The sequence below is a fragment of the Clostridium sp. KNHs216 genome, assembly GCF_006714885.1.
Classification (GTDB): Bacteria; Bacillota; Clostridia; order Oscillospirales; family Acutalibacteraceae; genus Caproiciproducens.
Genome location: NZ_VFMF01000001.1, coordinates 425,953 through 452,566 on the forward strand (window position 1 = coordinate 425,953; position 26,614 = coordinate 452,566).

Sequence of the window (26,614 nt, forward strand, 5' to 3'; positions counted from 1 at the left end):
AAAATCCACTCCTTAAAGTACAGAGACCTATCTGCCGTAAATCCTCGCCAAGCTGCAGAGTTCTTTTGAAATTTCGTCGGTAAGCTGACCCTTTTTCAGCCTCCACCGCCAGTTGGAACCCACCGTGGAGGGATAGTTCATCCTGGCCCAGCCAGGCAGAAGCAGGATATCCTGCGCCTGAAAAATCACCGTATCGGCCACGCTGGCATAGGCGGCGCGAAGGACCGCCCCCGGCAGGTCTTTTTTCCTTTTGACATTGAGATATTCTTTTGCGTACTTTCTGTTTTTTGGCGGCATCCTGCTGAAAAATTCGACCAGCGTGTCATTATCGTGCGTCCCCCCGTAAACCACCGTATTGCTTGTATAGTACATTGGGAGATGCTGATTGGCCGGATCGCCGTCAAACGCGAACTGCAGGACTTTCATTCCGGGATATCCGTTGATTTTCAGGAGCTTTTTCACCTGGGGAACAACAACGCCCAGATCCTCCGCAATCACCTGCGCTTTTCCAATGGAGCCGTTTATCGCGTCCGTCAGTTTACGCCCCGGACCGGGCTGCCAGCTGCCGCCGACCGCCGTCGTTTCTCCCGCGGGAATGGCATAGTACCGGACAATGCCGATAAAATGGTCGATTCTGATAACGTCGTATCTCTTTGCGGAAAATTCCATCCGTTTTTTCCACCAGTCAAAATGACCGCGTTCCATGGCCTCCCAGTCATACAGAGGATTCCCCCAGAGCTGCCCTTCCTTTGAGAAAAGATCGGGCGGGACCCCGGCTACCTTTGTCGGCCTGCGACGGGAATCCAGCTGAAAAAGCTCGCTGTTTGCCCAGACATCCGCGCTGTCAAAGGCGGCATAAATCGGAATGTCCCCGATCACCCGGATTCCTCGCTGATTTGCATAGGCTTTTACCCGGTTCCACTGCCTGTAAAATGCAAACTGGCAGAACTTCCAGAAATCCATTTCCGCTCTCAGCTTTTCCGAATACTGCCGTACAGCCGCCGGACGGCGGAAGCGGATATCCTCTGGCCAGAGCAGCCACTCTTTATTTTCAAATTCAAACTTCAAAGCCATATACAGGCAATAATCTTCCAGCCAGTATGCATTTTCTTCACAGAACTGCCCATACTCCGCAGTGTCTGCGTGTCTGCTTCTGGAGAAGGCCGTGCGAAGCACCGCAAACCTGGACTGAAAAAGCGCGGCATAATCCACACTGTCCTCATTGTCTCCCCAGAAAAAAGAACCCGCTTCACCGGGCTTTAAAAGCCCTTCCTCTGTCAGGATGTCCAGGTCGATAAAATACGGGTTCCCCGCAAAAGCGGAAAAGGACTGATAAGGGCTGTCTCCATAGCTGGTAGGACCAATGGGAAGCACCTGCCAGTATTTTTGTCCGGCATCCTTCAGAAAGTCGATAAACCGAAATGCCTGACCGCCAAACGTTCCGATCCCGTAGTCGGAAGGCAGGCTGCTGATTGGGAGCAAAATACCCGAACCGCGAACAAACTTATTTTTAACTGGCAATATTTTCCACCCCACTACGAAAAAACACGAAAATATGACAATATAATATCAAAGGATTTTCTGAATGTCAATATGAAAAAAGGAACTATTCTGTAAGTATTTTATATTTTTAAGTATCATATTTCGGGACATTTGTTCAATCAAGAATGATAAAAGAAACCGATATGTAAAGATATATTTCGTAATTTTTCGTAAAATTATCTTAAAGTCTCAAATCTTTAATATTATTTTATAAAAAATTTGTTTCATATATTTTCCAATTTGCAAATATAACTCTTGAAATGATGTGCGGCCAAAGTATATACTGTGGTTGAACAGGAAAAGAGGGATTTCTATGGCTACGATTAAAGACATTGCAGAAAAACTTGGAATTGCTGTCAGCACCGTATCAAAAGGCTTAAACGGGGCCAACGATATCAGCGAGGAAATGCGCCAGCTGGTGCTGGACACCGCTGTAGAAATGGGATACGCTTCCAAAAAAGTGCAAAAGCTCGGCAAACGCAAGGTCTGCATCCTGGTCGAAAACATGGAATATGAAAACATTGACCAGTTTGGCTATGAAATTGTTGTAGGGTTTAAACTAAGCGCTGCCAGACATCATTGCGACGTAACGGTCATTCCCACAAACCTGAACATGCAGACTCAGGAAAAGTATGATTCCTATATGCTGAAACACGGATACAGCGGCTCGTTTTTGCTGGGATTCGCGCTGCATGACGACTACATCAACCAACTGTACAAAACGTCGGTTCCAACGGTTTTACTGGACAATTGCATCCCCAATAAGCACGTGGGTTACGTCGGCACCGACGGGTATAACGGCATTGACCTTGCGGTCAGGCATCTTTACGAATACGGTCATAAAAACATTGCCCTGCTGAACGGTTCCAAGAACAGTCTGGTGACCAATGAACGCCATCAGGCCTTTCTTCAAAGCATGGAACATTATTTACTGAAAGTCAATCCTAATTTAATTGCCAACGGCTACTATGTTCCGGAATGCGCCAAAGACTATGTCGGTTCCTTTATGAAAAACGGAGCGACCGCCATTGTCTGCGCGAGCGACGTGATCGCGGCGGGCGTGATTGCCGAACTGAACCGTCTTGGAAAATGCGTTCCCCTGGATATGAGCGTGGTCGGCTTCGACGATCTGCCGATTGCACAGCACCTGACCCCCACCCTGACGACTATCCGTCAGGACAGGGTGGCGATCGGCAAAAGCGCTTTCATGATGCTGGATGAACTGATCGGCGGCGTAAGCATCAGCAAGGTTCTGCTGAAACCGGAGCTGATTATACGGAATTCCACAGGAACCTGCCCGTAAAAAATCCCGCTTGCAATTGACGTGTTAAGGTGTTATATTATGTAGTATTAACACAATGATAAAGGAAGTAACCTTTTTCCCCGCTTATTTCAGAGAGGGCATGTCAGCGGCTGAAAGCATGCCTGTAAGTCATAAAAGGCGAAGTTCCCTTTGGAGTGGCGCGGCTGAACCTTTTCAGTAGGCTGCGACGGCAGGCACCGTTAAAGGCTGACGAGTAATTAATTAGGGTGGTACCACGGAGCTTTCGTCTTCGTCCCTTGCCGGGGCGGAGGCGTTTTTTATTGCTGATTCATGTCTGAAAGAACGGAAAGGATGATAACGCTATGAAGCAGGAGCTGGAAGCAATCCGCGAAAAAGCGATGCGCGAATTGGATGAGGCGAAAGGACAGCAGATACTTGAAAATCTGCGTATTAAATATTTGGGAAAAAAAGGAGAACTGACCTCCATTTTAAAACAGATGGGCGGTCTCTCCGCGGAAGAGCGCCCCAAAATCGGCCAGCTGGCCAACGAGGTCCGCACTTTTATTGAAGCCGATCTGGTCAAACGCGCCGCGGAACTGAAAGAAGAAGAAACCCGGAAAAGACTTGAAAAAGAGAAAATCGACGTTACGCTGCCGGGCGTCCGCCGGGAGCTTGGCGCGAAGCATCCCCTGAGCATTGAGCTGGACGCGATCAAGGAAATCTTTGTCGGTATGGGCTTTGAGATTGTTGAAGGCCCGGAGGTCGAATACGACTATTATAACTTCGAGGCGCTGAACATTCCGAAGGATCACCCCGCAAGAGACACACAGGATACTTTTTATATCAACGACAACATTCTGCTGCGTACACAAACCTCGCCGGTACAGGTAAGAGTGATGGAAAAGCAGAAGCCGCCAATCCGCATTATTTCTCCCGGCAGGGTTTACCGTTCGGACGCGGTTGACGCCACACACTCCCCGCTGTTCCATCAGATCGAGGGGCTGGTGGTTGACAAGGGAATTACCTTCGCAGATTTGAAGGGTACTCTTGAAACCTTTGTAAAGCGTATGTACGGCGAGGATTCCGTAGTACGCTTCCGGCCGCACCACTTCCCTTTCACCGAACCTTCCGCCGAAGTGGACGTACAGTGCTTCAACTGTCACGGCGAAGGATGCCGTCTCTGCAAGGGCGAGGGCTGGATCGAGATTCTCGGCTGCGGCATGGTACACCCGAAGGTACTTTCCAACTGCGGGATCGATCCGGAGGTCTACAGCGGCTTTGCGCTGGGCATGGGGCTGGAACGCGTAGTCATGAGAAAATACAGCATTGACGATTTGCGCCTGTTTTATGAAAACGACGTTAGATTCCTGAAGCAATTTTAAGGGGGATGCAGAACAATGAATCTTTCAATGAGATGGTTAAAAGAATTCGTAACGCTTGACGATATGCCGATCCGCGATTTTACAGAAGCGATGACCATGAGCGGCTCCAAGGTCGAGGGCTGGGAGACCGAAGGCAGTGAAATTGAAAACGTGATCATGGGAAAGGTGCTTTCTCTGGAAAAGCATCCGGACTCCGACCATTTATGGATTACCAAGATCGACACCGGTTCCGGGGAACCGATTCAAATCGTTACCGGTGCGCAGAATTTAAAGGTGGGCGATCTGGTGCCGGTCGCAATGGACAATTCCCTTCTGCCCGGCGGCAAGAAAATCAAAAAGGGCAAGCTTCGCGGCGTGGAAAGCAACGGAATGCTCTGTTCCCTCAGCGAGCTGGGGCTGACAAAGCACGACTTTCCCTATGCGGTTGAAGACGGTATTTTCGTGATACAGGAGAACTGCGCGCTTGGCGAGCCAGTGTGCAAGGCAATTGGGTTCGACGACACAAAAGTCGAATTTGAAATTACGTCCAACAGACCGGACTGCTTTTCCGTGATCGGCCTTGCCCGGGAAGCGGCGGCGACCTTCCATAAGCCCTTCGGCGTACACACGCCGGCTGTAAAGGCGGGAAACGGCTCCTGTAAGGGAATGCTCGACGTAAAGGTGGAGGCTCCGGACCTATGCTCCATCTATTCTGCCCGTGTGGTCAAGAATGTCCGTGTGAAGCCCTCCCCGCGCTGGATGCGCGAAAGGCTGCGCGCCATGGGTGTGCGCCCGATCAACAATATCGTCGATATCACAAACTATGTCATGCTCGAATACGGCCAGCCGATGCACTCCTTTGATCTGCGTTTTATTGACGAGGGTAAAATCCGCGTGCGCCGTGCGCAGGACGGGGAAACCATCACTACGCTGGACGGCGTCGACCATAAGCTGACCGTAAAGAATCTGGTGATAGCAGATGCCCGCAAACCGATTGCCATTGCCGGAGTGATGGGCGGCGAATACAGCGGAATCGTCGATGACACCACCACGATTGTGTTTGAGTCGGCATGCTTCAACGGCGCTTCCGTGCGCACGACCGCCAGAGATCAGGGAATGAGAACCGACGCGTCCTCCCGCTATGAAAAGGGGCTGGACCCCAACAACTGCCTTCCCGCGCTGGAGCGCGCCTGTGAACTGGTGGAGCTGCTGGACGCCGGAGACGTACTTGACGACAGGATTGTTGACGACCATTCCTCCGGCGAACGTACCAGAATCCATCTGGATGCGGACTGGATCAACCGCTTCCTTGACATTCAGCTGACCGCGGACGAGATGAAAGCGATCTTGAGCAAGCTGGAATGCGAATTCGACGGCGACGATATTCTGGTGCCGACCTTCCGCCCCGATCTGCAGCATAAAGCCGACATTGCCGAAGAAATCGCAAGATTTTACGGTTACAATAAGATTCCAGGCACCGCGCTGGGCGGTGGCGCGCAGGGAAAATATTCCGCAAGGCAAAAATTCGAGCGCACCATCAACGACACCATGCTCGCGCTGGGCGCCAGCGAGATCATGACGTATTCGTTCATCAGCCCGAAATACTACGATAAAATTTTAATGCCGGCCAGCTCGCCGCTGCGCAAGTCGATCACGATTTCCAATCCGCTCGGCGAGGATACCAGCATCATGCGTACCACGGCCCTTCCCTCCATGCTGGAGGTCCTTTCACGCAACTACAACAACAGAAATGCGGAAGCGTGCCTGTTTGAGCTTGCCAGCGAGTATATTCCGACTTCGGAGGACAAACTGCCGATTGAAAAAACCAATCTGATCGTCGGAATGTACGGCAATCACGCCGATTACTTTACGGCAAAAGGAATGGTAGAGCAGATTTTGGAAAAACTTTGCGTATACGGCTGGGAAATCGAGGCTTCTTCCGAAGAGCCCAGTTATCACCCAGGGCGCTGCGCCGTGCTGAGCATTGATGGAGAACGTCTGGGCATGATTGGGGAAATTCATCCGAAGGTCGCCGAAAATTACGGCATCGGAGATAGGGTTTACTGCTTTTCGCTGGATGTAGATAAAATGTATGAATACGCGAAGTCCGAAAAGACGTATACTCCCCTTCCAAAATTCCCCGCGGTGACCCGCGACCTCGCTCTTCTCTGCGACGACAGCACTCCCGTGCTGACGCTTGAAAAAGCCATTATCCGCGGTGCCGGAAATCTGCTGGAAAAAATCAAGCTCTTTGACGTTTATAAGGGTGAGCAAATCGATTCCAGCAAGAAGAGCGTCGCGTTCAGCGTTACCCTGCGCTCTGCAGACAGCACACTGACGGACGAGCGCATTGCCGGAACAATGAAAAAAATCATGAAGGAGCTTGAAAAGGCCGGCGCTATTTTACGTTCATAAGCTTCTGTTCACAAATTAGTTCTTGAAATTATTGTATGTATGTTGTATGATGTCAGTATCGGAGGTGTTTCCATGCTTGATAAAACGATGACCTTTTCGCTCGGCACCGACCGTGAAGAGGATATTAAAAAAACACTCACCCTGGTGTATGATGCTCTGAAGGAAAAGGGATACAATCCCATCAGCCAGATTGTCGGCTACATTCTTTCCGAGGATCCGACTTATATCACTACACACAATAATGCCCGCAGCCTGATTCGCAGAATCGACCGCGACGAGCTGCTGCAGGTATTGTTGAAATCCTATTTGGGTGAGTAAATCACGCACTGTTACAGAAGCACTTATGAATTGAACAGAAGGAGGACGACACACGAATGAATGATGTAGACGAAAGCAAACCTCAGTTCCCTACCTACAAGGGCAAGCCGTTGGTGCGCTGCGGTGATGTGATTTATTACGGAAGCATGCAGGATAAATATGTTGTAAAGCTTGAAATAAAAAGCAAAAAAAAGGTTCAGGACCTTGACGTTGCGGACCGGGTCACTATACAGCTGATGTATACGGATCAGAACATCCGCTCGCGCAAACAGATTATAAAATCCAGTGAAAAAACCGGGCTTTACCTTGCAATGGATATTGCGGACGCCTGGCTGACCAGGGCGCTTGCAGAATAGATCATATAATGAAGGGCGATACGGAATTTTCCGTATCGCCCTTTTTGTATCTATTTCCCGATATCCCGCCGGTAATGAGCACCCTCAAACCGGATTTTGCCAACGCAGGCATAAGCCTTTTCCAGCGCCTCGTCCAAAGTGCCGCCCAGCGCGGCGACCCCCAAAACACGGCCGCCGTTGGTGTAGAACCGACGGTCCCGATACAGCGTTCCCGCGTGGTAAACGGTGGCGCCCTCCACCTGTCCGTAATCGTCAAGGCCGGAAATTTCGAGCCCTTTGGCATAGCTTCCGGGATATCCGCCGGAAGCCATCACGACACAGGCACAGGCTTCCCGGCTCCATTCGATCGGCTGGGTGTCCAGCCGTTCGTCGACGACCGCCTCCAGAATCTCTACGAAATCGGTCTTCAGCCGGGGCAGGACCACCTGTGTTTCCGGATCGCCGAAACGGGAATTGTATTCGATCACCTTCGGCCCATCCTTCGTCAGCATCAGGCCGAAATACAGGCATCCCTTGAACGTTCTGCCTTCCCGGTTCATCGCCTCTACGGTCGGCAGGAAGATGGTTTTCATGCACAGCTCCGCCATTTCTTCGGAGTAATACGGGTTCGGGCTGATCGTGCCCATTCCGCCGGTATTCAGGCCCTTGTCCCCGTCCAGCGCTCGCTTGTGGTCTTTGGAGGAAACCATCGGTTTCAGGCATTTTCCGTCCGTGAACGCCAGCACCGAAACTTCCGGCCCGGTAATAAATTCTTCCACTACCACCCGGTTGCCGGAGGCACCGAACACCTTATCCTCCATGATCGTTTTTACCGCGTCGCACGCCTCGCGGTCATCAGCGGCTATGATCACGCCCTTTCCCAACGCAAGGCCGTCCGCCTTGATGACGATGGGATATTGGTTATTTGCCAGGATATATTCTATCGCGGCACGCGGGTCGTCAAAGACCTCATATCCCGGGGTGGGAATATGATATTTTTTCATTAAATCCTTGGAGAATACCTTGCTGCTTTCAATCACAGCCGCGTTGGCGCGAGGGCCGAACGCACGGATTCCCTCCGATTCCAGCGCGTCCACCATCCCGGCGGCAAGCGGGTCGTCGGGAGCGACAAAAACCAGATCGACCCGCTTCTCCTTTGCAAACCGGACCACGCCGTCGATATCCGTTACCGGGATATCCACACACTCGGCGTCCCGTGAAATTCCGCCGTTACCGGGAGCACAATAGACCTTTTCCACCTTTGGACTTTCCTTGATTTTACGCACAATGGTATGCTCGCGGCCTCCCCCGCCGATGACCAGTATCTTCATATTATCCGCTCCTACGTCTTATTAATGGTGGAACAGCCTCATGCCGGTAAAGGCCATAGCGATTCCGTATTTGTTGCAGGTATCAATGACATTGTCGTCGCGGATGGAACCGCCCGGCTGCGCAATATATTTCACGCCGCTTTTGTGAGCGCGCTCAATATTGTCCCCGAACGGGAAAAAGGCGTCCGAACCCAGCGCTACATCCGTTAACGTATCCAGCCAGGCGCGTTTTTCCTCACGGGTAAGCGGTTCCGGCTTCTGCGCAAAGAAATTCTCCCAGATTCCGTCCGCCAGAACGTCCATGTAATCGTCGGAAATATACACATCAATGGTGTTGTCGCGGTCGGGGCGGCGGATTCCTTCCTTAAATTTCAGCCCAAGCACCTTCGGGTGCTGGCGCAAATACCAGACGTCCGCTTTATTTCCCGCCAGACGGGTACAGTGGATGCGGGACTGCTGCCCCGCGCCGACACCGATCACCTGCCCGCCTTTCACGTAGCAAACGGAATTGGACTGCGTGTATTTCAGGGTGATCAGGGAAATCAGCAGATCGCGCTTCGCGCTTTCGGTAATTTCCCGATTCTCCGTTATGACATTGGAAAGCATGTCGTTGTCGATCAGAATTTCATTTCTGCCCTGCTCAAACGTAATGCCGAAAACGTCCTTATGCTCGACGGGAGCGGGCCTGTAGTCCGGCTGAATCGAGACAATGTTGTAGCCGCCCTTGCGCTTGGATTTCAAAATGGCAAGCGCTTCCTCCGTATAGCCCGGAGCAATGATCCCGTCCGAAACCTCGCGTGCGATCAAGGTCGCCGTTTCCCTGTCGCAGATGTCGGACAGGGCGATCCAGTCGCCGTAGGAAGACATTCTGTCCGCTCCCCTGGCCATGGCGTACGCGCTGGCAAGCGGGGAAAGTGTAAGGTCGTCAACAAAATAAATCTTTTTCAGCGTGTCGGACAGCTCGCACGCAACTGCGGCGCCCGCGGGGCTGACATGCTTAAAAGAGGCGGCGGCGGGAAGCCCCACGGCGGCTTTCAGCTCTTTGACCAGCTGCCAGCTGTTGAAGGCGTCCAGAAAATTGATGTAGCCCGGTTTTCCGTTCAGCACCTCGATTGGAAGCTCGCTTCCATCCTGCATGAAAATGCGCGACGGCTTCTGGTTCGGATTGCAGCCGTATTTTAAAGTAAGCTCATTTGACATTTCAGCGCCCTCCTGTTAATCGTGGTTTTTGTTGATGACTCTGGTTTCCGTCAGTCCGGTTTTCAGGTTGATGAAACGGGTAAACAGAGAAACCTTATTTTCTTCAGACAGGTTTTCCCAGAGCTTCTGCGTAAAATGGTCAATCTCGCCGGAAATGCCGACCAGCGTCGGCTCGCCCTCAAAGGAGGGAAGGGGATTGCCGTCTCCCTGATAAGTATGGATAAAATGCCCTTCCCCGCTGACCGGGGAGGAATATTCATAGAAAAAGCGCTGCGCAGAGGCCGGATTCCCGTTTGCACTTTTCAGAATGGACAGCCGATAGCTTCCGTCCGCTTCCACAATACCGGAAACACGGGGCGTAAAATTCGGCCCGTCCGGTTCAAAGGTACGCGTGCGCAGAGCGGACTCAAAAGTCTTTCCCGCCTCTAAAAATTCATAGACCGTGTCGGTCTGGTCGCCGTTCGTGACAATGGTGGTCCCGCCGAAAACCCTGACCGGCGAATAGATAATCAGGGAAGGGTCGCTCAGCTTGTCCGGGTCGAACGCCTGTGTGCGAATTCCCTCGCCGTCCTCCATAAAGACTCGGTTGCGGCTGTTCTCACTGCGCCCCATGATAAAATAGGCGATCACGGCGTTTTTGCCATCCTCGCTCCTGCCGAGAATGATCCCGCGCCCCGGATACGCATTGGACGACAGATTGCTTTCGATATTCTGTATTTCCATGCTCAGTCCTCCTTAATGACGGTTCTTCCGTCAGCCACTTCAATTCTGCCTTCGCAGAACAGCGAAACCGCTTTGGGCAGCAGCTTCCATTCCGCCTGCTCCATCACCCTGCGCTGGAGGGTTTCCGGCGTATCGCCCGGCAGAACCTCCACCGCCTTTTGCAGAATAATCGGCCCGCCGTCGCAGACCTCGTTGACAAAATGCACGGTCGCCCCCGTTACCCTGACTCCCTTCGTAAGCGCGGCCTCGTGGACCTTCAGCCCATAGAAGCCTTCTCCGCAGAAGGAAGGAATCAAAGCCGGATGAACATTGATGATTCTGTTTTCATAGTGCCGGACAACCTTTTCGCTGATAATGGTCATAAAGCCCGCAAGGACGACAAGATCGATTTCGTACCGGCTCAGGATTTCCAGAAGGGAACGGTCGTAGTCCTCCTGCGCCGCAAAACTCTTTCGGAGCAGGATTTCCACAGGAATTCCCGCCTTTTCCGCGCGCTGCAGGGCAAAAGCATCCGACCTGCCGGATACGACAAGCGCCAGCTTTCCGCCGCTGAGCTCGGACCGGTTCCGGGCGTCAATCAGTGCCTGCAGATTTGTTCCGCCGCCGGAAACCAGAACAGCGATGTTCAGCATAGGATGACACCTTCCCCGCCGGAAACCACGTTTCCGATCACATAGGCAAACTCACCCATGGAATTCAGTTCGGCGACCGCGGTGTTGGCCTGCTCTTTGGAGACGACCATGCACATGCCGATCCCCATGTTGAAGGTGTTGTACATTTCGCGCTCAGGGATATTCCCCTGCCTCTGCATCATGGAAAAGACCGGCAGCTTCGGCAGGGAGGCCAGCTCGATTTTGGCCGTCGTATCGGGCTTGAGCATACGCGGAATATTTTCAAAGAATCCGCCGCCCGTAATATGAGAAACCGCCTTGATGCCGACCTTTTCCATCAGCGCCAGCACCGGCTTTACATAAATTTTAGTCGGAGTCAGAAGCTCTTCCCCAAGGGTATGGCCAAATTCATTGATCTGCATATTGATATTTTTCTCGCTGATATTGAAGATTTTACGGACCAGCGAAAAGCCGTTGGAATGAACGCCGGAGGACTGCAGCCCGATGATCGCGTCGCCGACCTCAATTTCAGACCCGTCAATGATACGGTCCCTGTCGACCATTCCGACGGAGAAACCCGCCAGGTCGTATTCGTCAACGGGATAAAAGCCGGGCATTTCCGCCGTTTCCCCGCCAACCAGCGCGCAGCCGGACTGCACACAGCCGTCCGCGACACCGGATACGATCTGCGCAATCCTTTCCGGATAGTTTTTCCCTACCGCGAGATAATCCAGGAAAAAGAGCGGCGTTGCCCCGCAGCAAACAACGTCGTTGACGCACATTGCCACACAGTCGATTCCAATCGTGTCATGCTTGTCCATTAAAAAAGCGATTTTCAGCTTTGTGCCGACGCCGTCCGTACCGCTGACAAAAACCGGCGTTTTCATCCCGGAAAGATCCGGCTGGAACAGCCCGCCAAACCCTCCGATTCCCGAAACCACACCCGGTATTTTGGTGCGGGCCACATGGTTTTTCATCAATTCGACCGCTTTATATCCGGCGGTAACGTCGACTCCGGCCGCTTTATAACTATCGCTGAAACTTTTCATGTCCGATCCTCCCAATATTTTCTCACAGTTCCTGAACCTTCGCCTGCAGCGCCTCATCCTTCTTCGCGACGCCCTCCGCCATTGACTGTTTCATTTCCCGCAGCTTCGCGGCCAGCGTTTCATCCGAAAGGGCCAGCATCTGCGCCGCAAGAATCGCGGCGTTATCCGCTCCGTCAATCGCCACGGTGGCAACCGGAATCCCGCTTGGCATCTGTACCGTCGCCAGCAGGGCGTCAAGGCCGTCAAGGGTGGAGGACTTAACCGGAATGCCGATGACCGGCAGGGTGGTGTGCGCGGCAAGCACGCCAGCCAGATGCGCCGCCTTCCCTGCCGCCGCAATGATTACTCCAAATCCGTTCTCAGCGGCGGAACGGGAAAATTCCGCGGCCGCCTGCGGCGTTCTGTGCGCGGACATCACATGCACTTCCATTGGGATTCCAAACGCTTTCAGCCGCTTCACCGCAGCCGAAACGACCGGGAAGTCACTGTCGCTTCCCATGATGATCGCTACTTTTTTATCTGCCATCATTACACTCTCCTGTTTCTGTCGGTCCGGAGCAATAAAAAAACAGGCTGCACCATGAGATGGCACAGCCTGAAGCCATTATAACATCCGGAATATTGGCGCAGCTTGACAGTAAACAATTCCAGTTCCCTTTAACCTACGAACGGAAGATACTGTCATTGCATTCCCCTCCGACAACACATAATGTATTTATTGTAGGTGATTCCGACGATAAATTCAATAGTTGTACATGCGAAAAATTTTTTTTGTACAGTTATCATGCGCAGAGCAGCTTGTCTTGTCATAATTTGTACAGTATGACCCGGCTTATTCTGCAGCGCCGGCATCATTCGCCACCAGTTCCTTCAGGGATGTGGCAAGACCCGCAAAAGACTGGATGTTGGACGGAATAATAATCTTCGTGGCTTTTCCGTCCGCAGCCTTTTCAAACGCTTCCAGACTCTTGAGCGCAAGGACGCTGTCGCCCGGGTTAGACTCGTTCAAAAGCTTGATACTGTCCGCATAGGCCTGCTGCACCAGCATGATCGCCTGTGCCTCGCCCTGTGCTTCACGGATTTTTGTTTCCTTTTCCGCATCCGCGCGCAGAATCGCGGATTCCTTCTCGCCTTCCGCAATCAGGATAGCACTGCGCTTTTCGCCTTCCGCGGTCAGAATCTGGGCACGGCGCTCACGCTCGGCCTTCATCTGTTTCTCCATGGATTCCTGAATCTCCCTCGGCGGGATGATGTTTTTCAGCTCCACACGGTTGACTTTGATGCCCCACGCGTCGGTGGCTTCGTCAAGGATGGTGCGGATTTTCGTATTGATGACGTCGCGGGAGGTCAGCGTATGATCCAGCTCCAGATCGCCGATGATGTTTCTCAGCGTGGTGGCGGACAGGTTTTCAATTGCGGAAATCGGCCGCTCCACACCGTAGGCATAGAGCTTTGCGTCGGAAACCTGAAAATACACGACGGTGTCGATCTGCATGGTGACGTTGTCCTTTGTGATAACGGGCTGCGGTGGGAAATCGATGACCTGCTCCTTTAAAGAAACCCTTTTTGAGATTTTGTCGATAAACGGGATTTTAAAGTGAAGGCCGGTCGTCCAGGTGCTGTTGTAAGCACCAAGACGTTCCACCACATACACGTGCGCCTGAGGCACGACCTTGATATTACTGATTAAGATAATAAGAACAATAATTGCAAGCGCGACCAGAAAAATCGCCGCCAGATTGATTCCCATTCTATTCTTCCTCCTTCATTCCATTATGTACCGTTACAATCAGTTTAACCCCTTCGATTGCTTTGATCAGTACATGTTCTCCGATTTTTATGACCGAACCGTCTTCGCTCCGCGCCGTCCAGACGCTGCCCAGAACATTCACCTGTCCTACGCCCAGGGTATTGTTAATTTCGGCTATCACAATGCCGTCCTTTCCAATATAGCGATCCGCATTGGTCTCTTCTTTCTTGAAATTCATCAGCTTTTTCACCAACGGCCTGGTACTTACCAGCGTAATGGCGGTTACCACCACAAACACCACCGTTTGGGTCCAAAGCTCGGCTCCGCAGAGGTTTGCAATCAGCGCGCCGACCCCGCCTGCAACAAACCAGATGGAAACCAGCTGAGCGGTAGAGCCTTCGACGACTGCCGCGACAATAATCACCGCGAGCCAAAAGTAAGGCAAATATGTCTCCATGTTTTCACTCCTTCCGGTGTTGCATTTATCTTACCACAATTCCAATATGAAAACAACAACGCCAAATCGTCAAAAAAGACGGTTTTGGCCCGTTTTTTACCGGGCAGATAAGTCCATCCCCTCGGCCCGGATTGGGGCTGAGTAAGCCGGGCCGGCTCTCGCTTGGCCGGTCCGTGGATGAACAAACAAGAAAGGACGGGCGCCAAAAAGCGTCCGTCCTTTTGAAATACTGTTATTTACGATTAATACATGCCGCCCATGCCCGGGTCAGCCGGCATCGCGGGAGCGGCAGCGGGCTCTTTCTTGTCTGTTACCAGAGATTCCGTAGTGAGCACCATGGCCGCTACGGAAGCCGCGTTCTGCAGTGCAGAACGCGTTACCTTGGTCGGGTCCACAATACCGAAGGAGGAAATCATATCGCCGTACTCCTCGGTAAGAGCGTTGAAACCGTAGCCAATCTTATCGGCATTCTTGATGTGTTCCACAATCACAGAGCCTTCAAGGCCCGCGTTTGCAGCGATCTGGCGGATCGGCTCCTCAAGCACTTTCAGAATAATCTTGGCGCCGGTCTTTGCGTCGCCTTCACTCTCCTCAACAACCTGCTCCACAGCCTTAAAGGTGTTCAGCAGGGCAACGCCGCCGCCCGCTACGATGCCTTCTTCCACAGCAGCCTTTGTTGCGGCAAGAGCATCCTCAATGCGGAGCTTCTGCTCTTTCATTTCCACTTCGGTTGCCGCGCCGACTTTGATAACGGCTACGCCGCCGGAAAGCTTGGCAAGACGCTCCTGCAGCTTCTCACGGTCGAAGTCGGAGGTTGTGGTCCCAATCTGGGAACGGATCTGGGAGACCCTTGCTTTGATTTCATCCTTGTCACCGGCACCGTCGACAATAATGGTGTTCTCTTTGTCCACCTTTACCTGACGCGCACGGCCGAGCTGCTCAATCGTAGCCTCTTTGAGCTCCAGTCCAAGCTCTTCGGAAATCACCTGACCGCCTGTCAGAACGGCGATATCGCGGAGCATGTCTTTTCTTCTGTCGCCAAAGCCCGGAGCCTTTACACCGACACAGGTAAAGGTGCCGCGCAGTTTATTCAGGATCAGGGTGGTAAGAGCCTCGCCCTCGATATCCTCTGCGATAATAACCAGTTTCTTACCGGACTGTACGATCTTTTCCAGAAGCGGAAGGATTTCCTGGATATTGGAAATCTTCTTGTCTGTAATCAAAATATATGCATCATCAATAACGGCTTCCATTTTTTCTGTGTCTGTTACCATATAGGGAGTAATATAGCCGCGGTCGAACATCATGCCTTCTACGACCTCGGAGTATGTTTCAGCCGTTTTGGACTCTTCTACTGTAATGACCCCGTCGGAGGTTACTTTCTCCATTGCTTCGGAAATCAGCTTGCCGATAAAATCGCTGGAAGCGGAAATCGTTGCAACACGGGCGATATCCTCGGAACCGGAAACCTTTTTGGAATGATCCGCCAAAGATTTTACGGCAGCGTCAACGGCCTTCTGTACGCCCTTGCGGACCTCCATCGGGTTGGCGCCCGCGGTTACGTTCTTCATGCCCTCGCGGATAATGGCCTGCGCAAGCAGAGTAGCTGTGGTGGTACCGTCGCCGGCAACGTCGTTTGTCTTCGTCGCGACTTCCTTAACAAGCTGCGCGCCCATATTTTCAAAAGCGTCTTCCAGCTCGATTTCTTTGGCAATGGTGACGCCGTCGTTGGTAATCAGGGGAGAACCGAATTTTTTGTCGAGAACGACGTTTCTGCCCTTCGGGCCAAGGGTAATTTTTACTGTATCAGCAAGCTGATTAATACCGCTTAAAAGCGCTTTTCTGGCATCCTCGCCGTAAATAATCTGTTTAGCCATTATTTATTTCCTCCAATATCAATTTATGATCTCTATCAATTACTCTACAACTGCAAGAATATCGCTCTGGCGAACGATGGTAAATTCCTCACCGTCAATCTTGATTTCGGTTCCGGAATACTTGTTCGTTATGACTCTGTCGCCCTTTTTCACATACATTTTAACTTCTTTGCCGTCCACGACGCCGCCGGGTCCTACCTCGATCACATCCGCGATCTGCGGCTTTTCCTTTGCGGAGCCGGCAAGAAGAATACCGCCCTTCGTGGTCTCCTCGGCTTCTTCCATTTTAATTAAAATTCTGTCTGCCAATGGTTTAATAGTCATAATATGTCCTCCTTCAAATAATTGATTTGTTTTAGCACTCACAATCCCCGAGTGCTAAGATATATTCTATATACTTATGTCCGGAAAATCAAGTGCTTTTTTCTAAAAATCTTCAATTTCATAAATTATTTACAATTATTGTGAATTTTTTGTATTTCTAAACCGGGACAATAAAATTAACCGCGTTCGGAACCACCTCAAAACGGAGGCTTCTGATTACGGCACACTCGCCGTCAAAATTGGCGATGGCCAGATTCGGCGCTGTGATTTCCATTTTCTTTCCCCGGCAAAACGTCAGAAGGCTTCTGAATTTTTCAGATTCCAGATGTCCGCCGTTCTTGTAGATCTTAATCAGGGTCGGAATTTTATACAGGGGCGGCTTTTTGATCAGCACAAAATCCAGCAGCCCGTCGTCCGGAACGGCCTGCGGCGCGCCGCAAAAACCCCCGCCGTAATACTTTCCGCTGCCGGCCAGAGCGAACAGATAAGTGCCGTCAAACCTTTTTCCGCCGTCGATCAGAATCTCCAGCTGTTCGCCCAGTTTTCCGGCAAGCACTTTTGCAACCGCCAGATTATAGGCCATAGGCCCGCTGATAAAGGGAATGTCCTTGAATTTCACCATTTCAAAAGCGACCCTGGCGTCCAGCCCCACGGAACAAAGGTTAATGGAATACTGCCCGTTGGAATGAATCATATCCACGGAGTGGGAGTGTGCTTTCAACTGCTTTTTCAAAGACAAAAAGTTCGCGGCTTCCCCAAAAGTTTTGATATAGTCATTGCCGGAACCGCAGGGGAAAATTCCCACCTCGGCATTTTTTCTCCCGATCGCGCCGGCCGCCGTCTCGCTCAGCGTCCCATCTCCTCCGACAGCGTAAATCCGGACCGCATCCCCTTTTCCGCTCTCTGTTTCCGCAAGCTCGGTGGCATGCTTCGGCCTTTCGGTGACATAACACGAAAATTCGATTCCGTTCGCGTCCAGATATTTGCGGATAGCAGGAAACACCGTATCATAAGCATTCTTTTTACCGGCGACGGGATTTACAATAAATACATACCGCATGATAGCCTCCAGCTGAAATGATTTGAGGAATATTATTTAAAATACATGTAGTATTGGCATTTAATCATGCCGTTGTAAAGCTTTCTGCGCCGGTCGGCCTTGCGGCCGTAACAATCTTCAAAGGTCTCGTCCGGGCTGATAATGGAGTAGCTCCATCCATGCCTTTGTTCAAAAACGCTGCCCATGGTCCTGTAAAGCTCTTCCGCCTGACGCATGTCCAATAGGCGCTCCCCATAGGGCGGGTTACAGATCACACAGCCGTATTCGCCCACCGGCGTGAAATCCTCTATCCCCCGTTTTTCCGCGTGAATCTGGGAAATAACTCCGGCCTTTTTCGCGTTTTCCAGCGTGAGCGTGACCGCCGCACCGTCAATATCGTAGCCGTGAGCGGTAAACGGAGCGTCGCGCAGGACCATACTCTGCGCGCGTACCTTTTCCTTTTGCCAAAGGGTCTTATCGATACAGTCCCAGCGTTCGGCGGAAAAATGACGCTGCAGGCCCGGGGCGATATTCAGCGCGTACATGGCGGCCTCGATCAGAAGCGTACCGGAACCGCAGAACGGGTCGATAAAGTTCGCGTCGTGCCGTACGCGGGAAAGATGCACCATGCAGGCGGCAAGCGTCTCCTTAATCGGCGCCTCCGTGGAGCTTGCGCGGTATCCCCGCTTGTGAAGCCCCTCTCCGGAGGTATCGATCATGATGCTGACCTGGTCCTTCATGATCAGGAACTGGACCTGATAAAGCGTTCCCGTCTCCTCGAACCAGCCGACATGGTACTTTTGCTTCAAACGCTCCACAATCGCTTTTTTGATGATGGACTGGCAGTCGGGAACGCTGGACAGCTTGGAACTCAGGCTGCGTCCCTTGACCGGGAAACGGTCGTCTTTCCCGATCCACCGCTCCCACGGCAGGGCCTTTACCCCCTGAAAGAGCTCCTCAAAGCTGAGCGCCCGGAAATTTCCCATCTGCACCAGCACGCGTTCCCCGTAACGCGACCAGAGATTTGCCCGGACAAGCATTTCGTCGGAGCCGTCAAAAACGACCCGTCCGTTCTGGGGCTCCACATTTTTCGCGTCCATTGCACGCAGTTCTTCCGCCACAAGGCCTTCCACCCCGAGAAGGCAGGGGCATACCAATTTAAAATGATCCATATTCCACTCCAAAATTAAAATATGGGGCTGCGACAGTACGCAGCCCCAATCGTTATAGAAAACTATTCTCTATCAGGCACCGTGCTTTATCACCAAAACAGTGCGGGTGCGAATATTCTATTATTCCGTATCCGGCTCTAATAATCCATAATTCCCGTCCTTGCGCTTATAAACCACATTGATTTCTCCGCTTTGCTCGTCACGGAACATAAAGAACTGGTGACCGAGCAGATTCATCTGAAGAATCGCTTCCTCCGTGCTGAGAGGCTTTACAAAAAAGTGCTTGGTACGAACGATCTTATATTCGCTGTCGTCCTCCTCGGCAGTATGCAGATAATCCTGTACATACTGGTCAAGTGCGGCAGAATGGATTTCTTTCTCAAGCCTTGTCTTATTTTTACGGATTTGTCTGCCCAGCGCGCTGATCACCTGGTCCAACGCGTCGTTCATCTCAAAGTCCGTTGCTTCCGCACGATAAATCATTCCCCGCGATTTAATCGTAATTTCGACCGTCTGGCGGTTCCTTTCCAGCGTTACTACCACATTGGCCTGCGCGTCATCATCGAAAACCCTGTCAAAGCGCGACAGCTTTTTTGCAGCCAACTCCTTAAAATTATCCCTTAGATTGACCTTCCTGCCAGTAACAGTAATCTTCATATGAACATCTCCTTTTTCTATTCTTAAAAAAGAATATCGACTACCTATAATATACCATAATCATACGGCAAATAAAAGCGTCAGGAAATTTAAATGGTGATTTTCTTGTGACGGGTCACGTGGCAGCCTACGTTGACCGCTACCGGCAGCCCGGCAATGTGAGTGGGAAACTGCTCGATGTTCACCGCAAGAGCCGTTGTAAGCCCGCCAAAGCCCTGAGGGCCTACGTTCAGCTCATTGACTCTTTCGAGCATCCGCTTCTCCAGATCGGCGTAAAACGGGTCGGAATTCCGCTGTGAAACCGGGCGGCAGAGCGCCTGTTTTGCCAACAGCGCACATTTTTCAAAATCGCCGCCGATGCCCACTCCCAAAACAACCGGCGGGCACGGGTTCCCGCCCGCGGCCCTAACCGTTTCCGCGACAAAATCGATGATTTCATCCACGCCCGCGGACGGGGTAAACATTTTGATCCGGCTCATATTTTCGCTGCCGAAGCCTTTCGGAGCTGCGGTAATCGTAAGCTTGTCCCCGGGAACCAGGCGCAGATGGATGACGGCGGGCGTGTTGTCCCCCGTATTTCCCCTGCGGATAGGGTCCGCAGCCACCGAACAGCGCAGCCTGCCTTCGAGATATCCCCGACGCACCCCTTCGTTGACGGCATCCTCAAACGAACCGCCGGTCAGGTGAACCTCCTGCCCGATTTCGGCAAAAACCACAGCCATGCCCGTATCCTGACAGATGGGGATTTCGAGCTCCCGCGCGGCATTCATATTTTCGCACAGATCGCACAGAACGGCTTTGCCGATTGGGGACGTTTCCTTCTTCGAGGCGGCGGCGATACAGCTTTCAAGGTCCTCCGGCAGAACGCGGTTCGCGTCAATAAAAAGCTTTTTAAGCGCTTCGGTAATCTGTGAAACAGTAATCTCTCTCATACGCATTCCCTCATTGAATGATTTTTCCGTTGGCGATCACATAGTTCGGTTTGGAAGTCATTTCGAGCGGATTGCCGTCAAAGACGACCATATCCGCGTCTTTTCCGGGTTCGATCGAACCCACTCTGCCGTCAATTCCGCAAATTTTCGCCGGGTTGATGGTAATCGCCTTCAAAGCGTCCTCATAGCGCATTCCCTCACGCACGGCAAGCGCCGCACAGGTCGGAAGATACTGCAGCGGGACGACGGGATGGTCGGTGACAATCGCGGTAAGGATACCCGCATTTGCAAGAATTCCGGGGTTTTGCGGCGTTAAATTTTTCAGCTCCGGTTTGGAGCGGTCGCAAAGGAAGGGACCGGCCAGCACCCGTACACCATCCTTTGCCAGCGAATCCGCAATCAGGTGCCCCTCCGTACCGTGGACAATCACGTAATTCAGGTGAAATTCTTTGGCGATGCGGATGGCGGTGAAAATATCGTCGGCGCGGTGCGCGTGGAAATGCACCTCTATTTCGCCCCTGAGAGCGGGAAGCAGTGCCTCGGACTTCATATCGAATTCGGGCGCGTCAAAGTCCTCGTCGGTCTCCGAGCGCTCCAGATCTTTCTGATACCGCTGCGCCTTGAAAAGCTCCTCGCGAATCAGGGCGGCTGTCGCCATCCTTGTGGAAGGAGCAAGATTTTTTCCGTGATATACGGATTTCGGATTCTCCCCCAGTGCCATTTTAATGGCAACAGGAGCTTTTACAAGCATGTCGTCGATCCGTCCCCCGCAGGTCTTGATCGCGGCGAGCTGGCCGCCGACCGGGTTGGCGCTGCCGGGTCCGGTCACAACCGTCGTAACCCCGGCGGCAAGGCCTTCGCTGAAGCAGCGGTCGATGGGATTGATCGCGTCAATGGCGCGCAGCTGCGGCGTAACGGGATCTGTTTCCTCGTTTCCGTCGTCCCCCTCGAAAGTAAGGCCGTCCTCCCACATGCCGAGATGCGTGTGCGCGTCCACAAAGCCCGGATAAACCCCTGCTCCCTGAACGTCAAGGACCTCCTCATCCTGTCCGGGCCGTACGGAGCCGGAGCCCAAAGAATCGATTTTATCTCCTTTTGTGCGGACCCAGCCGTCTTCTATGACTTTGCCCGCCATCGTATAAATTTTCGCATGAATAATCAGCATTGTTTTTCCTCCAACAAAAAAGCGGAGTGCGTACACTCCGCTCAAATTATTTCGACTGGCCGGAACCGCCGTGCTTGGAAAAGCCACCGCGCTTTGACTCCACACATCTTTTCAGATCCGACATCTTTTCATCACTTGTCTGCTTGAACTTGGACATCATATCCTCAAAGCTTGTCGCTTCGCTTTTTCTGCCCTGCCACTCGTAGCTTCCCGGTCTGGAGACGCGTGGAGCGGGAGCATTGCTTCGCGGTGCGGGTGGAATGGCCTTTTTCATGGAAAGGCTGACTTTCCCGTCTTCGCTGATGCTCATTACCTTAACCTTCACCATTTGGTTTTCAGTCACGAAGTCGCGTATTTCCTTAACAAAGGTGGGTGCGACTTCCGAAATGTGCACCATACCGGTTTTGCCGCCCGGCAGCTCTACAAAAGCGCCGAATTTTGTAATGCCCGTAACTTTTCCTTCCAGGATCGTTCCTACCTCAAGCTGCATATGTAAGTGATTTCCTCCTTAATAATAGAGCGATTAATTCCCTGCAATATTAACAAAAACACGTTCTCCCGGCTTGGCAAAATTCAGGCTTTCGCGCGCAACGCGTTCAATATAATCGCTGTTACCATTTGCGCCTGTGCTCAGAGCATGTTTTATGTCCTCGTTTTTTACCTGCTGAATGACAATCTTCTGCTTAACGGCCGCAAGTTCCTGGCGTTTCTGACTGATCTGAACCTGTTGATTAACAAGCGCAACAATCGTATAGATTGCAAAAGCAAAGATAGCCGTACGCAGCAAAAAACTGCCCTTTTGCTTTTTTTTCTTGATAACCTTCATAACTCAGCGGCGCCTCCTAAGCTTTGCTGTCTTTTTCCGCTTCTTTTTCTTTTTCCGTTCAGGCTTTGCTTTGAAATGATTATACACTATTTCACGGTGATGTTTCAAGCGTTTTTTCAGATTTGACGCGACTATTTTTGTATTCTTACCAATTTTCTTCAGAACAGAGAGAAGCAAATGAGATATTTTAGCAAGTAATTTCTTAATAGGAATAATAATGAACTTTCGGACGATTCTCGCTATCAAACGAAACACACGGTAGGTTACCGTTCCTACCGTCAAATAATACAGGCACCAGCCGATTCCTTCCCCCGCCAGAATATAAAACCTTACTTCTCCGTAATTGACGCCCAGGGCAAGCAGGAAGGTAACAAACGCCGCCGTAACCATATAGAACAGGTCTTGAAAAAACACGGCGCGGCGCTCCGACTGAAATACGGTGCGAAAGATGCGGAAAATATCATAATACGCGCCCAGGAATACACCGGCAACAATGGCAATGACAAACCCCTGTAACTGGGCAGTGAGAGATAAATTCAAATAACCTCACTCCCCTATTTAAACAGCCTCGAGAAAAAGCCGCCTGAAAGCTGATTTTCAACATAGGACATCGCGCTGATATCGCCGGTCAAGGTCAGTTCGCCGGTTTCAATATTCAATTTATTGATCTGCAGTTTTGTCCCCTTAATAATCAGCTGGCCAAGGTCGGTGTAAGCGACAATGGTCTGTTCGTCAAAGCTGTCAACATTGGAAACGCCGGTGGCAGTCAGCGCGCGACGGTTTTCAAGGATCAGGCTGTGCGGTACTTTTACAGACTTTTTTTCTTCAGCCATTTCAAGACCCTCCTATTCATTCATACCAATTTGTATGCATAAATGGAAGGACATATACTTAAAGGTTCGCGGGTCCGTCCGACAGAACACGGTACATTTCCGCGGCCTCTTCCTTTTTCGCGTATTCGTTTACGCTGAGCACCTGCGCCTTTACGCTGCGCGAACCGAGCTGCAGCTCCAGAATATCGTCCACCTTTACGTCGTAGGAGGCTCTGGCCGGTTTTCCGTTCACAAGCACCCGGCCGGCGTCGCAGGCTTCGTTCGCGATCGTGCGGCGTTTAATGATACGGGATATTTTCAGATATTTGTCCAATCGCATAGTATAACCCTTTCTGAACATAAATAAAAGGCTGTAACGTCATAGTCTGTTACAGCCTTTTATGAGAACCGTTTTATTTTATTTAGCTGTAGCGTCCTTAAATGCTTTGCCCGCCTTAAAAGCAGGAACTTTGGAAGCGGGAATAGTAATGGGAGAATTTGTTCTCGGGTCACGGCCCTGTCTCTCACTGCGGCTACGTACTTCAAACGTACCAAAACCAACAATCTGGACTTTTTCATCTTCGGAAACAGCTTTAACGATTGTGTCAATCATTGCATTGACAGCATTATCGGCATCTTTTTTGGACATACCTGCCTTTTCAGCAACAGCAGCAATTAATTCTGTTTTGTTCATAATATTTGACCTCCGTTTTTTTATTATTATTCAACAGCAGAAAGCTGAGAATGATTAATTTGTCTTAGCTTCATTCCAAAGAGAATCAAGCTGTTCCAGCGACAAAGAAGACATATCGGCCCCGCGTTCATTTGCAAGCTGTTCCATTTTCTGAAAGCGCGAGATAAATTTATCACAGGAAAAGCTTAAGGCCTGCTCAGGCTCCACTTTTAAAAACCGAGAAACATTCACGACAGAGAATAAAAGGTCGCCCAATTCTTCCACACGGTCTTCCCAGCTTCCATGGTCTATCGCTTCCCTTAATTCACAGGTTTCTTCCGCAACCTTATCAAGCGCGCCAGAAATATCGGGCCAGTCAAACCCGACCTTTGCGGCCTTATTCTGCACCTTGGCGCTTCGCATCAAAGCGGGCAAGGCTTTCGAGACGCTTTGCAGAACTTCCGTCTGGGTTGCCTGATTTTTGGTTTCCTTTTTGATCGCGTCCCAGTTGACAAGAACCTCGTCGGAACTGTTGACGACCGTGCTGCCAAAAACATGGGGATGACGGATAATCATCTTTTGGGCAATCCCGTCCACCACATCTGAAAAATCAAAACGGCCGGTTTCCTTTTCAAGCTGAGAATGAAACAACACCTGAAGAAGGACGTCGCCCAACTCTTCCTTTAAAAGTTCCGTATCCTCATTGTCAATTGCCTCGACAACCTCGTAAGTCTCTTCAATAAAACAATTCCGGATACTTTGATGTGTCTGTTCTTTGTCCCACGGACAGCCCCCCGGAGAACGGAGAATTGCCATGATATCCAGCAAATCCTGCATGCTGTATTTTTTCTTGAACTGAAAATCCAAAACAAATATCTCCTGTGAAAGAAAGTATCGGATAAACTGCTATCATTTTACCTTATCCAATTATGTTTTTCAAGTATTTTCACAATTTTTTGTCCTTTTGGAAGCATAAGCATATCGTTCGCATTCAGAGCCTTAAACCACAGCATGCAGATCACATAAATTACTCCCGCAGCGGCGATGGCCAACAGGGTCGCGATCTTTCCCAGTCCGAGCATCGCACCCGCCTTCTGAATGAAAAACGCGGCCGATACGCAGACGATGGAGGCCAGCAGAGGCTTCAGGAATATGCTCACGAAATTGATCGTTATCTTTGCTTCCCGGCAAAGGAAGAACAGGGCGAAAATCATAATGAAAATATAGCACACCAGAGTTCCGGTCCCCGCGCCCATCACGTTGATTTCGGGAATCCCGACCAGCGTGTAGTTTAAAACAAGCTTAATCGCCAGACCGACGGCCAGCAGCTTGACAGGAAGATCTACCCGGCCCACCGCCTGAAGCATGCTGTTGATCGGCGTGCTCATCGCCGCGAAGATCGCGCCAAGCCCCAGCAGTACCAGAATTCTGCCGATAACCGTGGGCGCGTTCTGAGAACCGTACAGCAAAGTCGCGATCGGCGTGGAGAGTACGGAGAGCCCCAATCCTGCCGGTATGGTTAGCATTGCCACAATTCGAAGAACCGATTCAATGCTTCGCTTAATTTTTTTCGGATTTCCGCCCGTCCAGGCTTCCGTGACGTTCGGAAGAGCGCTGACGCCGAACGCCTGCGTAATGGCGGGCACCAGCATAAACAGGGTTGAGGCGTTGGAAAAGCAGCCAAACAGAAAAGTAGGTACATTGTTGAGCTTGACGACGGAGTCCGGCATCACGTTCGCGTACATGCCGATCAGCACCTGGGAATGCTCGGACATGATATCATTGATGCGCTTCTGCAGGAACGTACTGTCGATAAAGGTGGAAAGATTGACTGCAAGCGAACCCAGCGCAATCGGAATGGCTGTTTTAATCAGGCGGACGGTCGTATATTTCATGGGCAGCGGACGGGGGGAAGCGCGAAGCATCTCTTTCGTGATTCCGTCGCTGTGCCTTTTGTGGTAAATAAAAAGATAGAGGAAACCGAAAACGGAGCCGATGGTAACGCCGAAAATCGCCCCCGCGGCCGCGTAAGGGAGCGTAGCGATCTTCGCATATTCCGCCGAAGCCATTTTCACGCCGTAAACCGTACCGCTCGCCGCGAATTCCTTTAACCCGGACTGAATAATCATCGACGCAATGGCAAGGCCGAAAATCAGCTTGCACAGCGCTTCCACGATTTCTGAGATCGCGGTGGGATACATGTTGCGAAGGCCCTCATAGTATCCCCTGTAGATCGCCATCAGGCTGTTGAAAAGGATTGCCGGAGCAAGGGCGTAAATCGCGGGAAGCGCATTTTGCGGGTTGTTTCCGACCGCGTAGGAAACATAGGGCTTCGCCCCGAAAAACATAATGGAAAAAGCGACAATGCCGAGAAACAGGAAGATCTTTATGGAAACCGTATGGATCTGTCGGATGTCGCGGTACCGGCCTCGGGCAGAGTTTTCCGAGACAAGCCGGGAAATAGCGATCGGGAAACCCGCCGTGGCAAGGCTGAAAATCGGAAAATACAGAGCATACGCATTTCCAAAATAGCCGTTACCGACGGGTGTCAGTATCCAGGCGAGCGGAATTTTAAACAGCGCTCCGATAATCTTTACCAGAGCAATCGCTACCATCAGGATTAAAGCGCCGTGTAAAAAGCTCTGCTTGCCAACGGCCGCGGTCCTTTTGTTTTCCATTGCGACACATCCATTCCAAAGTAATCACATGATTTTCTATCCGTAAACAACAAACGCCCCTTTCCCGCGGAAAGAGGAACTTCTGTTGCACACATCATCTCAT

29 protein-coding genes and 1 other annotated feature are annotated in these 26,614 nt (G+C 51.3%); of the genes, 5 read left to right on the forward strand and 24 right to left on the reverse strand.

Translation table 11 applies throughout. The features are described 5' to 3' along the window. Window positions 1–27: 27 nt before the first annotated feature. Window positions 28–1,521: a 4-alpha-glucanotransferase gene (gene malQ, locus LY85_RS02140; protein WP_141825282.1), complete on the reverse strand. Its 1,494-nt coding sequence runs from the start codon at window positions 1,519–1,521 to the stop codon at window positions 28–30. A 334-nt stretch (window positions 1,522–1,855) separates the two neighbouring features. On the opposite strand from malQ, the gene LY85_RS02145 reads away from it, so the two are divergent. The 5 genes from LY85_RS02145 (at window position 1,856) to LY85_RS02165 (ending at window position 7,256) form a co-directional block, all read left to right on the forward strand. Then, window positions 1,856–2,845, forward strand: a complete 990-nt coding sequence (locus LY85_RS02145) for a LacI family DNA-binding transcriptional regulator (protein ID WP_141825283.1) — start codon at window positions 1,856–1,858, stop codon at window positions 2,843–2,845. A gap of 46 nt (window positions 2,846–2,891) precedes the next feature. Beyond that, window positions 2,892–3,106, forward strand: a binding site (T-box leader). A 62-nt stretch (window positions 3,107–3,168) separates the two neighbouring features. Continuing rightward, window positions 3,169–4,188: a phenylalanine--tRNA ligase subunit alpha gene (gene pheS / locus LY85_RS02150; RefSeq protein ID WP_141825284.1), complete on the forward strand. Its 1,020-nt coding sequence runs from the start codon at window positions 3,169–3,171 to the stop codon at window positions 4,186–4,188. A 15-nt stretch (window positions 4,189–4,203) separates the two neighbouring features. Next, window positions 4,204–6,582 (forward strand): phenylalanine--tRNA ligase subunit beta, encoded by a 2,379-nt coding sequence (gene pheT / locus LY85_RS02155; RefSeq protein WP_141825285.1) that lies wholly within the window; start codon window positions 4,204–4,206, stop codon window positions 6,580–6,582. Between the two features lie 72 nt (window positions 6,583–6,654). Next, entirely contained in the window at window positions 6,655–6,900 is a 246-nt protein-coding gene (locus tag LY85_RS02160; protein WP_038324264.1) for an IreB family regulatory phosphoprotein, read from the forward strand. A 56-nt stretch (window positions 6,901–6,956) separates the two neighbouring features. After that, a complete protein-coding gene (locus LY85_RS02165) occupies window positions 6,957–7,256 on the forward strand; it encodes a hypothetical protein (protein WP_141825286.1) in 300 nt (99 codons plus the stop codon). Window positions 7,257–7,306: 50 nt separating this feature from the next. Here the strand turns inward: LY85_RS02165 and purD are convergent, their stop codons facing one another. The 23 genes from purD to LY85_RS02280 form a co-directional block, all read right to left on the reverse strand. Beyond that, window positions 7,307–8,566: a phosphoribosylamine--glycine ligase gene (purD, locus tag LY85_RS02170; RefSeq protein WP_141825287.1), complete on the reverse strand. Its 1,260-nt coding sequence runs from the start codon at window positions 8,564–8,566 to the stop codon at window positions 7,307–7,309. Window positions 8,567–8,587: 21 nt separating this feature from the next. Then, window positions 8,588–9,766: a phosphoribosylaminoimidazolecarboxamide formyltransferase gene (locus LY85_RS02175; protein ID WP_141825288.1), complete on the reverse strand. Its 1,179-nt coding sequence runs from the start codon at window positions 9,764–9,766 to the stop codon at window positions 8,588–8,590. Window positions 9,767–9,781: 15 nt separating this feature from the next. Then, window positions 9,782–10,489 carry an IMP cyclohydrolase gene (locus LY85_RS02180; RefSeq protein WP_141825289.1) on the reverse strand — a complete coding sequence of 236 codons (708 nt, stop codon included), beginning with the start codon at window positions 10,487–10,489 and terminating at the stop codon, window positions 9,782–9,784. Window positions 10,490–10,491: 2 nt separating this feature from the next. Further along, complete coding sequence (purN, locus tag LY85_RS02185) at window positions 10,492–11,121, reverse strand: phosphoribosylglycinamide formyltransferase (protein ID WP_141825290.1); 630 nt, start codon at window positions 11,119–11,121, stop codon at window positions 10,492–10,494. After that, window positions 11,115–12,149, reverse strand: a complete 1,035-nt coding sequence (gene purM / locus LY85_RS02190; protein WP_141825291.1) for a phosphoribosylformylglycinamidine cyclo-ligase — start codon at window positions 12,147–12,149, stop codon at window positions 11,115–11,117. Before purM ends, purN begins: the two co-directional genes overlap by 7 nt. Before the next feature lie 22 nt (window positions 12,150–12,171). Beyond that, entirely contained in the window at window positions 12,172–12,678 is a 507-nt protein-coding gene (gene purE, locus LY85_RS02195) for a 5-(carboxyamino)imidazole ribonucleotide mutase (protein ID WP_141825292.1), read from the reverse strand. A gap of 303 nt (window positions 12,679–12,981) precedes the next feature. After that, entirely contained in the window at window positions 12,982–13,899 is a 918-nt protein-coding gene (locus LY85_RS02200; RefSeq protein ID WP_141825293.1) for an SPFH domain-containing protein, read from the reverse strand. 1 nt (window position 13,900) lies between these two features. Then, window positions 13,901–14,356: an NfeD family protein gene (locus tag LY85_RS02205; protein ID WP_038324281.1), complete on the reverse strand. Its 456-nt coding sequence runs from the start codon at window positions 14,354–14,356 to the stop codon at window positions 13,901–13,903. 242 nt (window positions 14,357–14,598) lie between these two features. Continuing rightward, window positions 14,599–16,233, reverse strand: a complete 1,635-nt coding sequence (gene groL / locus LY85_RS02210) for a chaperonin GroEL (protein WP_141825294.1) — start codon at window positions 16,231–16,233, stop codon at window positions 14,599–14,601. 39 nt (window positions 16,234–16,272) lie between these two features. Then, on the reverse strand, window positions 16,273–16,557 hold the full coding sequence (locus LY85_RS02215) for a co-chaperone GroES (protein ID WP_038324283.1): 285 nt from the start codon (window positions 16,555–16,557) through the stop codon (window positions 16,273–16,275). 157 nt (window positions 16,558–16,714) lie between these two features. Then, on the reverse strand, window positions 16,715–17,617 hold the full coding sequence (locus tag LY85_RS02220; protein WP_141825295.1) for a diacylglycerol kinase family protein: 903 nt from the start codon (window positions 17,615–17,617) through the stop codon (window positions 16,715–16,717). Between the two features lie 32 nt (window positions 17,618–17,649). Then, window positions 17,650–18,768, reverse strand: coding sequence for a class I SAM-dependent RNA methyltransferase (locus LY85_RS02225; RefSeq protein WP_038324285.1), 1,119 nt, complete (start codon window positions 18,766–18,768; stop codon window positions 17,650–17,652). Between the two features lie 120 nt (window positions 18,769–18,888). Further along, the gene (gene raiA, locus LY85_RS02230; protein ID WP_141825296.1) at window positions 18,889–19,425 is read right to left on the reverse strand and encodes a ribosome-associated translation inhibitor RaiA; all 537 of its coding nucleotides are present in this window, start codon (window positions 19,423–19,425) and stop codon (window positions 18,889–18,891) included. An 89-nt stretch (window positions 19,426–19,514) separates the two neighbouring features. Beyond that, window positions 19,515–20,357, reverse strand: coding sequence for a fumarate hydratase (locus tag LY85_RS02235; RefSeq protein WP_141825297.1), 843 nt, complete (start codon window positions 20,355–20,357; stop codon window positions 19,515–19,517). Window positions 20,358–20,367: 10 nt separating this feature from the next. Further along, window positions 20,368–21,522: an amidohydrolase gene (locus LY85_RS02240; RefSeq protein WP_141825298.1), complete on the reverse strand. Its 1,155-nt coding sequence runs from the start codon at window positions 21,520–21,522 to the stop codon at window positions 20,368–20,370. Window positions 21,523–21,568: 46 nt separating this feature from the next. Then, the gene (locus LY85_RS02245; protein ID WP_141825299.1) at window positions 21,569–22,012 is read right to left on the reverse strand and encodes a S1 RNA-binding domain-containing protein; all 444 of its coding nucleotides are present in this window, start codon (window positions 22,010–22,012) and stop codon (window positions 21,569–21,571) included. 33 nt (window positions 22,013–22,045) lie between these two features. Beyond that, window positions 22,046–22,348 (reverse strand): septum formation initiator family protein, encoded by a 303-nt coding sequence (locus LY85_RS02250; protein ID WP_038324291.1) that lies wholly within the window; start codon window positions 22,346–22,348, stop codon window positions 22,046–22,048. Window positions 22,349–22,351: 3 nt separating this feature from the next. Then, window positions 22,352–22,888: a spore cortex biosynthesis protein YabQ gene (gene yabQ / locus LY85_RS02255; protein WP_141825300.1), complete on the reverse strand. Its 537-nt coding sequence runs from the start codon at window positions 22,886–22,888 to the stop codon at window positions 22,352–22,354. Between the two features lie 14 nt (window positions 22,889–22,902). Next, the gene (gene yabP / locus LY85_RS02260) at window positions 22,903–23,181 is read right to left on the reverse strand and encodes a sporulation protein YabP (protein WP_038324293.1); all 279 of its coding nucleotides are present in this window, start codon (window positions 23,179–23,181) and stop codon (window positions 22,903–22,905) included. Window positions 23,182–23,239: 58 nt separating this feature from the next. Beyond that, entirely contained in the window at window positions 23,240–23,500 is a 261-nt protein-coding gene (locus LY85_RS02265) for an RNA-binding S4 domain-containing protein (protein ID WP_038324294.1), read from the reverse strand. A 78-nt stretch (window positions 23,501–23,578) separates the two neighbouring features. After that, window positions 23,579–23,854 (reverse strand): HU family DNA-binding protein, encoded by a 276-nt coding sequence (locus LY85_RS02270; protein ID WP_038324296.1) that lies wholly within the window; start codon window positions 23,852–23,854, stop codon window positions 23,579–23,581. A 54-nt stretch (window positions 23,855–23,908) separates the two neighbouring features. Next, complete coding sequence (gene mazG / locus LY85_RS02275; protein ID WP_141825301.1) at window positions 23,909–24,700, reverse strand: nucleoside triphosphate pyrophosphohydrolase; 792 nt, start codon at window positions 24,698–24,700, stop codon at window positions 23,909–23,911. A gap of 47 nt (window positions 24,701–24,747) precedes the next feature. Further along, on the reverse strand, window positions 24,748–26,511 hold the full coding sequence (locus LY85_RS02280) for a polysaccharide biosynthesis protein (protein ID WP_141825302.1): 1,764 nt from the start codon (window positions 26,509–26,511) through the stop codon (window positions 24,748–24,750). Between the last annotated feature and the right edge of the window lie 103 nt (window positions 26,512–26,614).